13 protein-coding genes are annotated in these 13,249 nt (G+C 67.1%); 6 read left to right on the top strand and 7 right to left on the bottom strand.

What is annotated here, in order from left to right; translation table 11 throughout:
• Positions 1–66: 66 nt before the first annotated feature.
• The 4 genes from BM286_RS05840 to BM286_RS15505 form a co-directional block, all read right to left on the bottom strand.
• Positions 67–345 (bottom strand): hypothetical protein, encoded by a 279-nt coding sequence (locus tag BM286_RS05840; RefSeq protein ID WP_092920650.1) that lies wholly within the window; start codon positions 343–345, stop codon positions 67–69.
• An 87-nt stretch (positions 346–432) separates the two neighbouring features.
• Positions 433–873 carry a DUF7346 family protein gene (locus BM286_RS05835; RefSeq protein ID WP_092920649.1) on the bottom strand — a complete coding sequence of 147 codons (441 nt, stop codon included), beginning with the start codon at positions 871–873 and terminating at the stop codon, positions 433–435.
• A 26-nt stretch (positions 874–899) separates the two neighbouring features.
• Complete coding sequence (locus tag BM286_RS05830; protein WP_092920648.1) at positions 900–1,349, bottom strand: DUF7322 domain-containing protein; 450 nt, start codon at positions 1,347–1,349, stop codon at positions 900–902.
• Positions 1,350–1,445: 96 nt separating this feature from the next.
• Entirely contained in the window at positions 1,446–1,619 is a 174-nt protein-coding gene (locus BM286_RS15505; protein WP_167603334.1) for a DUF7331 family protein, read from the bottom strand.
• Positions 1,620–1,721: 102 nt separating this feature from the next.
• On the opposite strand from BM286_RS15505, the gene BM286_RS05825 reads away from it, so the two are divergent.
• The 6 genes from BM286_RS05825 to BM286_RS05800 all read left to right on the top strand — a co-directional run bounded on the left by BM286_RS05825 (position 1,722) and on the right by BM286_RS05800 (position 9,459).
• Complete coding sequence (locus BM286_RS05825; RefSeq protein ID WP_092920647.1) at positions 1,722–4,544, top strand: DNA-directed DNA polymerase; 2,823 nt, start codon at positions 1,722–1,724, stop codon at positions 4,542–4,544.
• A gap of 146 nt (positions 4,545–4,690) precedes the next feature.
• Positions 4,691–5,620, top strand: a complete 930-nt coding sequence (locus BM286_RS05820; RefSeq protein WP_092920646.1) for an ABC transporter ATP-binding protein — start codon at positions 4,691–4,693, stop codon at positions 5,618–5,620.
• 52 nt (positions 5,621–5,672) lie between these two features.
• Positions 5,673–7,103: a Fe-S cluster assembly protein SufB gene (gene sufB, locus BM286_RS05815; RefSeq protein ID WP_092920645.1), complete on the top strand. Its 1,431-nt coding sequence runs from the start codon at positions 5,673–5,675 to the stop codon at positions 7,101–7,103.
• A gap of 1 nt (position 7,104) precedes the next feature.
• Positions 7,105–8,334 carry a Fe-S cluster assembly protein SufD gene (gene sufD, locus BM286_RS05810; RefSeq protein WP_092920644.1) on the top strand — a complete coding sequence of 410 codons (1,230 nt, stop codon included), beginning with the start codon at positions 7,105–7,107 and terminating at the stop codon, positions 8,332–8,334.
• 152 nt (positions 8,335–8,486) lie between these two features.
• A complete protein-coding gene (locus tag BM286_RS05805; RefSeq protein WP_092921311.1) occupies positions 8,487–8,972 on the top strand; it encodes a rubrerythrin in 486 nt (161 codons plus the stop codon).
• Between the two features lie 43 nt (positions 8,973–9,015).
• A complete protein-coding gene (locus tag BM286_RS05800; protein WP_092920643.1) occupies positions 9,016–9,459 on the top strand; it encodes a metal-dependent transcriptional regulator in 444 nt (147 codons plus the stop codon).
• 104 nt (positions 9,460–9,563) lie between these two features.
• On the opposite strand, the gene prf1 is transcribed toward BM286_RS05800, so the two are convergent.
• The 3 genes from prf1 to argS form a co-directional block, all read right to left on the bottom strand.
• Positions 9,564–10,814, bottom strand: a complete 1,251-nt coding sequence (gene prf1 / locus BM286_RS05795; protein WP_092920642.1) for a peptide chain release factor aRF-1 — start codon at positions 10,812–10,814, stop codon at positions 9,564–9,566.
• 107 nt (positions 10,815–10,921) lie between these two features.
• The gene (locus BM286_RS05790) at positions 10,922–11,182 is read right to left on the bottom strand and encodes a glutathione S-transferase N-terminal domain-containing protein (protein WP_092920641.1); all 261 of its coding nucleotides are present in this window, start codon (positions 11,180–11,182) and stop codon (positions 10,922–10,924) included.
• Between the two features lie 84 nt (positions 11,183–11,266).
• The gene (gene argS / locus BM286_RS05785) at positions 11,267–13,075 is read right to left on the bottom strand and encodes an arginine--tRNA ligase (protein ID WP_092920640.1); all 1,809 of its coding nucleotides are present in this window, start codon (positions 13,073–13,075) and stop codon (positions 11,267–11,269) included.
• Positions 13,076–13,249: the final 174 nt, after the last annotated feature.

Genomic DNA, 13,249 nt, shown 5'->3' with positions numbered 1-13,249 from the left:
GAGGGGGCGTCCCCCGGGCGCGTCGATCGACGGCTTCCGGTCGCCCCGCCCGGCGGCGAGCGGCACTCACGCCCCCGTCTGCTCGAACAGATGGACGAACGTACCGAGGGCACCGGCGACGCTAAGCCCGGCGTATACGAGTAGGTACCGCCACGAATCCGCCGCGGAGTATCGGAAAGCTGCAACTGCGGCGACCCCGGCGAGCGCGAGGAGCCCGTACATGACCGGCGGACCGGCCAGTCCGAGACGGTGAGCCAGGAGTCGTTCCGAGGCGAGCGGGGCGAGGAGACCGCAACAGACCGCGAGGAGGGCGGCGGCGAGGCGCCTGTCCCGTCGGAGCGCCATAGACGAGCGTTTTCGGACGACCGGCAAGTGCTTTCTGTCGGCGTCGAACGCCGACGCCGGCGGGGTCGGTCGTCGTCGGCCGCGCGGTCACCCGTCTCCGTTCGCCTCGCCGCGCAACAGCGCCATCGCCTCGGCCGCGACCGGGGTCGCCTCGTAGCCGCGCCGCCCCGCGACCTCGGCCTCCGCGACCAGTCCGGCCGCGCGGAACTCGGAGAGCGCGCCGTGGAGGTCCGACTCGCACATGTCGGCGGCGTCGAGGAGGTCGATCGCGGGGATCGGTCCCTCGTCGACGACCACGGCGAGCAGACCGAGCGACCGGTCGTCGCGGACCGCGCCGAGCGTCCGGCGGACCGGTTCCGGCACGCCGGAGGCGGCGGTCGCGAGCGGCGACTCGCCGTCGACGACGCTGAGCTCCTCGTTGTCGACGTACCGCTCCGCGCCGGTAGCCGGGTCCCGCACGCGGCTGGACTCGGCGGAGCGCTTCACGAGGAGGTACGTCTCGCCGTCGCCGTCGTGGACCGTCTGCATGGTCGGAAGGGGGCGCTCGTCGGACATTACGTTTCCGGGGGCGCCGCCTCGGGGGCGGCGTCCGGGTCCGCGTCGCTCTCCGGAGCCGTGTCGTTCCGAAGATTCGCGTCTGGCTCCGGATCCGCGTCGCGCTTCTCGTCTCGCGACCGCTTCCACGACCGGTACGTCTGGTAAGTCCGGACGCCGGCGAACAGGCCGACGACGAAGAGGGCCGGCCCGACCCGCGACCAGCCCTCGAAGTACCACACCATCGGCCCGAGCGCGACGAGGAGGACGGCGGCGTTGGCGTAGATGACGGCGACGACGAACGCCCGGAGGGTGCGCTGGTCCACGTCGCTCGCGCCCTCGAAGTCCCCCCCGTCGTCGAACGTCTTCACCGAGGGCGCCTTCGGGACGTCGGGCGTCATCTCCCGCTCGGCGTCGGAACTCTCGCCGACGGAGATTTCGCCCTCGTCGTCCTCGTCGAGGCTGAACACGCCCCGGCGTACGCCGCGCCGGGGCAAAGGGGTTCCGGGGCCGAACGAGGCGGCGAGCCGCGCCGGCCGACCGCGGCGCTGGGGCCGGGAGCCCCGTCAGAGCGCGTCGGCGAGCCGTACCGTTCGGCTCGCTTCGACCCACGCGAGCGGGTTCGTGGCGTCGAACAGCACCACGTTCCCGTCGTCTTGGTACACCTCCACCTCGGCGTCGACCGCGTCGGAATCGGCCGGGCGAGCCGCCTGGGATTCGGAACGTGGGTCCGAAGACATGAACCGTGGTAAGTCATCACACATTAAATGCCTTTCCGTGGCGGGATAGCTCGCCGCACCCGAAAGCCGAGTTTTTTAGCTGGGTGACGCCGAAGCACGGGTATGACTCAGTCGGGGCTGTCGGACTTCTCGTCGAGCGGGGACGCGGGCGACGGGGCCGACGGCGGCACGGAAACCGAGCGAGAGGACCTCGCCGCCCAGGAGGCGGCCGTCGTCGCCGGAAGCGGACGGGGACGCGTCAGCGACGTGGTCGACGTCGACGAGGCGAAGTTCCCGGAGTCGACCGGGACCGTCGAGCTGATGATCACCCAGATCGACTACGCCGTCGAGGGGTACGGCAGCGACGAGTACCCGGTCGTCCACGTGTTCGGCCGGCGACCGGCCGAGAACGTCGACGGCGACGCCGAACACGTCGACGGCGACGCCGACCGCGACGTCGTCGAACACCTCCGCGTGCTGGGCGTCGAGCCGTACTTCTACGTCCCCACGGCCGACCTCGACCGCGACCCCGTCGAGGAGTACGACGTGGTGATCGGGACGCGCGAGGAGAACCCGGACGGCGAGCCGTACGAGAGCATCCGCGGCGAGCCGCTCACCCGGATCGTCACGCGCACGCCCCGCGACGTGGGGAACATCCGCGACGACTTCGAGACCAGCTTCGAGGCGGACATCCTCTTCCCGAACCGCTTTCTGATCGACAACGGCCTCAACGGCGGGATCCGCGTCGAGGAGCGGCGCCTCGACGACGGCGAGGGGACGATCCAGGTCCACGAGGGGCACCTCGAACCCGCGGATGTCGACGCCGAGATGCGCGTGAACACCTTCGACATCGAGGTGGACGACCGGCGCGGCTTCCCCGAGGACGGCGAGGAGCCGATCATCTGTCTCACCAGCCACGACTCCTACGACGACGAGTACGTCGTCTGGCTGTACGACGCGCCCGAGGCCGAGATCCCGCCGCCCGAGGACCTCCCCGACTACGAGGGGATCGTCGGCGACGGCGAGGAACTCGACTTCCGGGTCCGCACCTTCGAGGAGGAGGCCGCCATGCTCGACGCGTTCGTCGAGTACATCGACGAGACGGACCCCGACCTCCTGACGGGGTGGAACTTCGAGGACTTCGACGCGCCGTACGTGCTCGACCGGCTGGAGGTGCTCGACGAGGAGAGCGAATACGACCTCGACGTCGACCGGCTCTCCCGGATCGGCGAGGTGTGGCGCTCGGGCTGGGGCGGCCCGGACGTGAAGGGCCGGGTCGTCTTCGACCTGCTGTACGCCTACAAGCGCACGATGTTCACGGAGCTGGAGTCGTACCGGCTCGACGCGGTCGGCGAGCGCGAGCTCGGCGTCGGCAAGGAGCGCTACACCGGCGACATCGGTGACCTCTGGGAGCAGGACCCCGAGCGCCTCCTAGAGTACAGCATCCGCGACGTGGAGCTGTGCGTCGAGATCGACCGGAAGCAGGACGTGATCGCCTTCTGGGACGAGGTGCGCACCTTCGTCGGCTGTAAGATCGAGGACGCTCCGACGCCCGGCGACACCGTCGACATGTACGTCCTCCACAAGGCGTTCGGGAAGTTCGCGCTCCCCACGAAGGGCCAACAGGAGTCGGAGGAGTTCGAGGGCGGCGCCGTCTTCGACCCCATCACCGGCGTGAAGGAGATGGTGACGGTCCAGGACCTGAAGAGCCTCTACCCGATGTGTATGGTGACGATCAACGCCGGGCCGGAGACGAAGGTCGACCCCGCGGAGCACGACGGCGAGACGTACGTCGCGCCCAACGGGACCCACTTCCGAAAGGAGCCGGACGGCATCATGCGCGAGATGGTCGACGAGCTCCTCTCCGAGCGCGAGGAGAAGAAGGCGCTCCGGAACGACCACGAGCCCGGCACCGAGCCGTACGAGCAGTACGACCGCCAGCAGGGAGCTGTCAAGGTTATTATGAACTCTCTGTACGGCGTTACGGGGTGGGATCGGTTCCGCTTATACGACAAAGAGGGCGCAGCAGCCGTCACGGCGACCGGTCGAGAGGTCATCGACTTTACCGAGGAGGCCGCAGAAGAGCTTAATTATCAGGTTGCTTATGGTGATACCGATTCGGTTATGTTATCTCTTTCTGACATGTCAAAGGAGGAGGCGATCGAGACCTCCTTCGAGATAGCAGACCACATCAACGAGCGGTACGACGACTTTGCGCGCGACGAGCTCAACGCCGACGAGCACCGCTTCCAGATCGAGTTCGAGAAGCTCTACCGGCGGTTCTTCCAGGCGGGCAAGAAGAAGCGGTACGCGGGCCACATCATCTGGAAGGAGGGGAAAGACGTCGACGACATCGACATCACCGGCTTCGAGTACAAGCGCTCGGACATCGCCGGCATCACGAAGGAGGTCCAGCAGAACGTCATCGAGACGATCGTGACGGGCGACGACATCGACGAGGACCTAGAGGAGGTGAAGGAGTACCTCGTGGACGTCATCGCGCGCGTGCTCGACGGCGACATGGACCTCGACGAGATCGGGATCCCCGGCGGGATCGGGAAGAAGCTCGACGCCTACGAGACGCCGACCGCACAGGTGCGCGGGGCGAAGTACGCGAACCTCATGCTGGGGACCAACTTCGGCAGCGGGTCGAAGCCGAAGCGGCTCTACATCGAGAAGGTCCACCCCGACTTCTGGGCGCGGATGGAAGACGAGGAGGGGCTCGACCCGCAGCGGGACCGCCTGTACGGGGAGTTCAAGCGCGACCCGGACGTGATCTGCTTCGAGTACGCCGACCAGGTGCCCGACGAGTTCGAGGTCGACTGGGAGAAGATGCTGGACAAGACCCTCAAAGGGCCGATAGAGCGGGTCATCGAGGCGCTCGGGATGTCGTGGGAGGAGGTCAAGACCGGGCAGGAGCAGACCGGGCTCGGCTCGTTCATGTGACCGACGGCGAGGCGAAAGGCGCCGCGTCGAAAGCAGTTTTCGATCGAAAGAAAATTTCTTGGTCGATCTGCGATTTTTGACGGGGAAATGCGTAACCATTAACCCCCTCAACACCCACTATCGAGGTACGAGGCACGAGAATACACATGGCTACTCTCGAAATCAACGATCTTCACGCACGAGTGGCGGAAGAGGGCGGCGAACGAATCCTTCTGGGGGTCGATCTGACCGTCGAGTCCGGGGATATCCACGCGCTGATGGGCCCCAACGGCTCGGGGAAGTCGACGCTCGCGAAGGTTATCGCCGGCCATCCCGCCTACGAGGTCACCGACGGCGAGATCCTGCTCCACCTCAGCGAGGAGGACGTCGCCGACGTCGACGCCGATCTGGACGACGAGGACTATCACTGGGAGCTGCTCGAGCTGGAGCCGAACGAGCGCGCCGCGCTCGGCATCTTCCTCGGCTTCCAGTACCCCGCGGAGATCGAAGGCGTCACCATGACGAACTTCCTCCGGCAGGCGCTCAACGCGAAGGCGGACGAGCGCGAGGAGCTGTTCGAGGACGAGGAGGAGGCTGAAGAGGAGGCCGAGGCCGACGACGAGGACGACGAGGGGTACGAGACCTCTCCGATGGAGGGGCCCGCGGACGACGGCGAGATCGGCGTCGCCGAGTTCCAGGAGATCCTCTCGGAGAAGATGGAGCTGCTCGACATGGACGAGAAGTTCATGCAGCGCTACCTCAACGCCGGCTTCTCCGGCGGCGAGAAGAAGCAGAACGAGGTCCTCCAGGCCGCGATGTTGGAGCCCAGCGTCGCCGTGCTCGACGAGATCGACTCCGGGCTCGACATCGACCGCCTGAAGGACGTTTCGAAGGGGATCAACGCGCTCCGCGACGAGCAGGGCACGGGCATCCTCCAGATCACTCACTACCAGCGCATCCTCGACTACGTCGAGCCCGACCACGTCCACGTCATGCTCGACGGCGAGGTCGTCAAGAGCGGCGGTGCGGAGCTCGCCGAGAAGCTGGAGGACGAGGGGTACGACTGGGTCCGCGAGGACGCCTTCGAGGCGGCGTAACCGAATGCGGGCACGCGACACACGTAAACACGGAAAGCGGTAACAAAACACTATGAGTTCACAACAGGACGACCTCAAGGAGACAGACACCGAGGCTCGCTTCGAGTTCAAGAAGGAGGAGAAGTCCGCCTTCCAGAGCGAGAAGGGCCTCACCGAGGAGACGGTCCGCGTCATCTCGGAGGACAAGGACGAACCGGAGTGGATGCTGGAGCGGCGACTGCGCGCGCTCGAGCAGTTCCAGGAGATGCCGATGCCGACCGACTGGCCCGGCCAGCCGGACCTCTCGGAGGTCGACATCAACGAGATCGTTCCGTACATCCGACCGGACATCGACAAGCGCGGCGGCGCCGACAGCTGGGAGGACCTCCCGGAAGAGATCCAGGACACGTTCGACAAGCTGGGCATCCCGGAGGCCGAGAAGAACGCGCTCTCGGGCGTCGGCGCGCAGTACGAGTCCGAGATCGTCTACCAGAACATGCAGGAGCGCTGGGAGGAGAAGGGCGTCATCTTCTGTGACATGGACAAGGCCGTCCGGGAGCACGAGGAGATCGTCCGCGAGCACTTCATGACGAAGTGCGTCCCCCCGAGCGACAACAAGTTCGCGGCGCTTCACGGCGCCATCTGGTCCGGCGGCTCGTTCGTCTACGTCCCGGAGAACACCACCGTGGAGATGCCGATTCAGGCGTACTTCCGGATGAACTCCGAGGGGATGGGCCAGTTCGAGCACACGCTCATCATCGCCGAGGAGGGCTCCGAGGTCCACTACATCGAGGGCTGTTCCGCCCCGAAGTACTCGGCCTTTAATCTCCACTCCGGCGGCGTGGAAGTGTTCGTCGGCGAGGACGCCCACGTTCAGTACTCGACCGTACAGAACTGGTCGAAGAACACGTACAACCTGAACACCAAGCGCGCCATCGCAGAGAAGGGCGGACGCATGGAGTGGATCTCGGGGTCGATGGGGTCGAAGGCGACGATGCTGTACCCGTCGACGATCCTGAAGGGCCGCGGCGCCTCCGACAACCACATCACCATCGCCTTCGCGGGCGAGGGTCAGGACATCGACACCGGCGCCAAGGTGTACCACAACGCGCCGGACACCAAGTCCACCGTCGAGTCGAAGTCGATCGCGAAGGACGGCGGCCGCACCAACTACCGCGGCCTCGTCCACATCGCGGACGGCGCGGAGAACTCCTCGACGGCCGTCGAGTGCGACGCGCTGATGTTCGACAACGAGTCGACGTCGGACACGATGCCGTACATGGAGATCAACGAGTCGAAGGTCGACGTCGCCCACGAGGCGACCGTCGGGAAGATCGGCGACGAGGACATCTTCTACCTCCAGTCGCGCGGTCTCGACGACGACGACGCGAAACAGATGATCGTCTCGGGGTTCATCGAGCCGATCACGGAGGAGCTGCCGATCGAGTACGCCGTCGAGCTGAACCGGCTCGTCGAGCTGGAGATGGAAGGTTCGCTCGGATAACATGAGCACGAAGCAAATCGAGAGCCTCTCGGAGGACACGGTACGACGCATCGCCGACGAACGCGACGAGCCCGAGTGGCTCTTGGAGACCCGCCTGGACGCGCTGGCGGCCTTGGAGACCGCGGAACTCCCCGACGTCATCCAGACGCCGGGCCGCCGCTGGACCGACCTGGAGGCGCTCGACTTCGAGGCGCTCGTCGACCCGCTGAACCAGGCGGACGAGACCGAGCGGACCGCGGGCGACGACGAGGCCGTCGTCCTCCCGTTCACCGAGGCGCTCGCCGAGTACGGCGACGTCATCGAGGCGAACTTCGGCTCCGTCCTCGATCCCGAACACAACTACCTCACGGCGCTTTCGGTCGCGCTCTTTACCACGGGGACGTTCGTCTACGTCCCCGAGGGCGTCGACGTCGAGGACGTGACGGTGCGCGCGGAGATGAACTCCCGCTCGCTGTTCAGCCAGACGCTCGTCGTCGCCGAGGAGTCGTCGTCGGTGACGATCCTCGAGTCGATCGAGACCGGTGACGGCGAGGCCGCCGCCTCGGCGGGAGGCGACGACCGCTACTTCTCGAACCTCGTCGAGGTCGTCGCGGGCGAGAACGCGAACGTCCAGTTCGGCTCGCTACAGAACCTCGACGACGACTCGTACACCTACTCGCTGAAGCGCGGCGTGACCGACACGTACGCGACCGTCGACTGGATCGAGAGCAACTTCGGCTCGAAGCTCACCCGCTCCGACATCGAGACCGAACTCGACGGCGACGGCTCCGAGAGCCAGATCGTCGGGACGTTCTTCGGCACCGACGACCAGCACTTCGACATCAACGCCCGCGTGTGGCACCAGGCGGAGCAGACGACCGCCGACCTGGTGACGCGCGGCGTACTCGACGACGTCGCCCGCTCCGTCTACGAGGGGGTCCAGGACGTGGGCGAGGACGCGTGGAACACCTCCAGCTACCAGCGCGAGAACACGCTGATGCTGTCGGACGACGCCGAGGCGGACGCGTCCCCGAAGCTGATCATCCACAACCACGACACCGAGGCCTCCCACTCCGCGACGGTCGGACAGGTCGACGCCGAAGACCTGTTCTACCTCGAGAGCCGCTCGATCGACTCGCGGACGGCTCGGAACATGCTCGTCGAGGGCTTCTTCGTGCCCGTCTTAGAGGAGATCGCGGTCGACGAGTTCCGCGACGACGTCGAGGAACTCGTCTTGAAGCGCCTTCAGTAACGGTCGGCGCCCGCCCGTTCGTCCGCCCGCCGAACGGATTTTTCCCGTCTCGTCCGCGGAGCGACCGGCCCGCGAGGGGAACGGTTTAAGACCGACGACGCCCGAGTCGGAGGTATGCGAACCCGCGTATCGCGCCGTCTCGGGTGGTCGCGGTGAGCGTGAGCCAGCGGGTCGCCTCCGACGACCAACTCGCGCGGCTGCTCCAGATCGGAATCGTGTTAGAGGAGGTCGTCGAAGCGCGAACGCACCGTCACTACCGGCAGCTGGACGCCGAACTCGACGAAGAGATCGAGACGTTGCTCGCGGACGCGGCCGAGGAGTCGGCCGACCACCGCGAACGGCTGGAGGCGCTCATCGAGGGGCTCGGCGTCGACAGCGTCCCGTTCGGCGAGATCGAGTCGCTGGTCGACGCCCGGTACGGCCGGACGCGGCCGGAGGACTTCGACGGCGTGTTGTACGACCAGCTGTGTAACGAGGAGACCGCCTACAAGTTCTACGACGACCTCATCGAGGCGATCGAGGACTCGGAGGCGGCGTTCTCGATCGACCGCGGGGAGCTGCTCGCGACCCTGACGACGATCCGCGACGAGGAGGCCGAGGGCGTACGGAAAGTCACGGAGGTCATGGAGCGCCGATGAACCGGAGAGACGAGACGCCGACGAGCGCCGACGGAGGAGAGCCGTGAACACCGCAGATCAGTACCTCAAGACGATATACGTCGTACAGGAGACCGAAGACGGCCCCGCCTCGACCGGGTCGATCGCCGACGCGCTCGGCGTCAGCCCGGCCAGCGCCAACGAGATGATCGGCAAGCTCGAGGAGCGCGGGCTCGCCGAACACGAGAAGTACAAGGGCGTCCGGTTGACGGACGACGGCATCGTGCGGGCGAGAGACGCCCTCCAGACGTACTGTATCATCGAGCGCTTCCTCGCGAACGTCCTCGCGGTCGAGGACTTCCAGGCCGAGGCGCGCGAGCTGGAGGCCGTCATCGACGACACGGTCGCGGAGCGGCTCGACACGATCATCGACCGACAGCCGGAGTGTCCGGACTGCTTCGACCCGGAGACCGACGCCTGCGCGTGTCTGGAGGTCGCGCCGACGCCGGTCGAACCGGAGCAGCAGTAAGGAAAAGCGCCGCGGGAGGCCTTCAGAGAGCCGTTTTAGCTGAATGTAGGCGGTAAGCCGCCTTCCTTAAGGAGCAACGCAGGCGGCGAGTAGGCAGGGGTAGTTCACACGCCGGTCGAGTACCGCAGGATGCCGGCGATGCCGCCGAACGCGTCGAGCAGCTGTTCGCCCTTCTCGAAGTCCGTGGAGATGAACTTCGTGTCCGTCCCGCGCTGTCCCGCGATGGCCATCAGGTGTTCGATGACGTCTTCCCGCTCCTCGACCGCGGCCGCCTCGCCGCACTCGCTGCACTCGTGGTCGGGCGTCGAGTGGCGGGCGTCGAGCACCTCGTACTCCTCGTGGCCGTTCGGGCACTCGTAGACGACGACGTCGGAGCGGAGGTCCTCGGAGATGAGCAGCCGGTCGACGGAGCCCATGATCAGGTTCCGGCGGGTCTGTTCGAAGCCGTAGGTGGCCTCCTCGCCGGTGTTGAGCTTCTCGAAGAACTCCTCCATGTTGCGTTTGTCCTCGACGATCTCCTGGTCTGCGAGCACCTCGCTGGCGTTGTCGACGAGGTCTTTCAGCCCGGACTCGTCGGTGTAGGCCACGTCGAACTTGCCGAGGACCTTGTCCTGGAGCTCGTGGTGGAGGTAGTCGCCGTCGAGGAACTCGTCTTTCGTCGGGGAGGGACCGCCGACCAAGATCCCGTCGAGCTCGTGGCGCTTATCGACGAACAGGTCGTCCGCCATCCCCGCGACCTCCTGGTAGAAGTTGTCGATGGCTTCGAGCCGCAGGCGGGCGAACCGCTGTGCGGACTGGCCGCCCTTCCGCTGTTTGCCGGGGACGAGCGAGGAGGCGGACTTGACGGCCTCGACGCGTTTCCCCTTCAGCCAGCCGACGTTCGCCTCGCGGCGGTCCAAGACGATGAGCCCGAACAGCCCGGAGTCTTCGAGCATGTGTTCGAGCGGCTCGGTGAGGAACTCCGAGTCGCAGTGGTAGCGGAACGACTCGACGGGCTGCGGGGGCGACTCCAGCGTCCGGGTGACCATGTCGGTCTGGCCGCCGCCCGCGTCGATGGCGCCCGAGAATATCACGATGCCGTTGTCGGGCGGGAAGGTGTCGTAGTAGCGCAGTCGGTCCTTGATCGACGTGAGCGCGTCTTGGACGGCGGTCCGGGTCTGCTTCGACTTGATGTTCGACGCCTCGCTGTGCTCCTGCGTGACGTGGGCCACCACGTCGGATATCTGCCGGTCCTCGGGGATGTAGATAGTGACGAGCTGGGTGCCGGAGCCCTCGTACTCCTTGAGTTCCTCGATCACCTTGCGGAACTCGTACTTCCGGCGGTCCTCGTTCGCCTCCTGTGCGTCGCTACTCATTACCTACAGTTCGCTCCCGTGCGGGTAAGTAAGCTTTGACCTGCGGGCTCTCTCCGATGAGACGCCCCGCCTCGGCCGCGAGCGGCCGCGTCGAGGCGGGAGCCGTTTCAGTCGTACTGCTCTTCGAGGTAGTCGACGATGTCGTCGCTCTCGTACATCGTGACGCCGCGATCGGTGTCGACGAGGTAGGGGATCTGGTCTTCGCCGCCCGCGGTGAGCTCGTCGTGGGTCACCTCGTTGGTCACGTCGCCGCCGACGTCGCCCGGGAGCCGCGGGTTGTGCGCGACGTAGGAGACGCCGAGCTCGGAGAGCGTCTCGCGGACCTTCGCGCAGTGCGGACAGCCTTCCGACTGGGAGAGTTCGAGCATCGGCCGAGCGTACGACGGCCAGGACGAAACCGTTTGCGGGCGGGGCGGTGAGCGGCGCCGGATCGAGACCGTCGAACCCGGCGGTTACATCGCCTCCGGGGCCTCGACGCCGAGCACGTCGAGCGCGTTCGCCATCGTGTGTTTCGCGGCCGCGACGACCGCGAGGCGGGCGTCGCGCAGCTCGGCGGTCTCGGCGGTCAGGACCGGGCACTCGCGGTAGAAGGCGTTGTACGCGTCCGCGAACTCGCGGGTGAAGGTGGCGACCGTGTGCGGCTCCAAGTCGTCCGCCGCGGCCTCGATAACGGCCGGGAACCGCGCGACTTCGCGCAGGAGCTCGCGGGCCGCCTCGGTCTCTAAGACGCCCGCGTCCACGTCGAGCGCGTCGGGGTCGACCTCGCCGTCGGCGTCGGCCGTCACGCCCGGCACGTCGATTCCGGCGGTCGCGGCCTCGCCGAGGATGCCGGCGCAGCGCGCGTGGACGTACTGGACGAACGGCGCCGACTGCGCCTCGAAGTCGAGCGCGTCCTCCCACTCGAAGGTGATCGCCTTCGCGGGCTGCTTCGAGACGATGTCGTACCGCACGGCGCCGATGCCGACCTGGTGGGCGATGCGCTCGACGTCCTCGTCGGTGAGGTCGTCGTCGCGGATGCGGTCGTCCATCCGGGACTCGACCGCGTCGCGGGCGCGGTCGATGGCCTCGTCGAGCAGGTCGTCGAGCATCACGCCCGTCCCCTGCCGGGTCGACATCTTCCCGTCGGGGAGGTTGACGTACGAGTAGATGACGTGGCCGAGCCGGTCGGTGTCGTTGCCGAGCAGTTCGAGGGTCGCGCCGAGCTGGTCGGCCTGTAGCTTGTGGTCCTCGCCGAGGACCGTGACCGCGCGGTCGTAGTTCTCGAACTTCCACTCGTGGTGAGCCAGGTCGCGGGTGGTGTAGAGGCTCGTGTCGTCCGAGCGCAGGAACACGAGGTTCTTGTCGATCCCCCACTCGTCGAGCTCCAGTTGCCAGGCGTCCTCCTCGTAGACCGCGTGGTCGGTCTCCTTGAGTCGCGCCGCGATATCGTCGGTCGAGCCGTCGCGCATGAACCGCGTCTCCTTGACGAACTCGTCGAACTCCGCGGGGAGGCGCGCGAGGCAGTCCTTCATCCCGCCGAGGACCGCGTCGACGACCTCGCCGACGCGCTCGTACGTCGCCTCGTCGCCGGCTTCGAGCCCCTGGAGGATCGACTGTATCTCCGCTTCCGCGGCCTCGACTGCGTCGGCGTCGGCCTCCTCTAAGAAGGCGTTCCCCTTCCGGTAGTAGCGCACGAGGTCGTACTCCGCGCGGTCGCGCGCCGGGTCGTCGTCGAGGTCGGACTCGTCGAACCGCTCGTACGCCCACGTGAACACCGCCATCTGCCGGCCCGCGTCGTTGACGTAGTAGTGGCGGTCGACGTCGTACCCCGCGTACTCCATGAGGTTCGCGACGGCGTCGCCGACGATCGGGTTGCGCGCGCGGCCGACGTGGACCGGGCCGGTCGGGTTCGCGCTGGTGTGTTCGACGACCACGCTCGTGTCGCGGTCGGGGAGCGCGCCGTAGTCGGCGGCGGCGGCGGCCACGTCGAGGGTGTCCGCGAGGTAGCGCTCGTTCGCGTGGAAGTTGACGTACGGCCCCGCGGTGTCGACGCTCGCGACGTAGTCGGCGCCCTCGACCGACACCGCCTCCGCGACGGTCGCCGCGACGTTCGGCGGCGCGTCGCCGACCTCGCCCGCGAGCCGGAAGGCGACGCTGGAGGCGAGCGTCGCGTCCATGTCGTCGGGCGGGCGTTCGATGCCGAGGTCGTCGGTCGGGAGGTCGAGCGAGCCGAGCGCGTCCGCGAGCGCCGCCTCGACCGCCGACCGGAACTGCCTGAACATACCGTCCGTTCGACGGGCGGGTTAAAAGGCCCTTCCGAAGCGGCTCGGGGGGCGAGGCGTGGGATCGAAGGGACGAAATTGAGACACTCTGGACTGCGGTGGCGCGCGCCTGCGAGGCCGCATCGCGGCCGAGCCGCGAGGGACCGGAGGTCCCTCTGGAAGCCGGCGCGAAGC

This window comes from Halorubrum sodomense (assembly GCF_900111935.1).
Lineage (GTDB): Archaea > Halobacteriota > Halobacteria > Halobacteriales > Haloferacaceae > Halorubrum > Halorubrum sodomense.
This window is presented reverse-complemented; position numbering and strand designations above follow the sequence as displayed.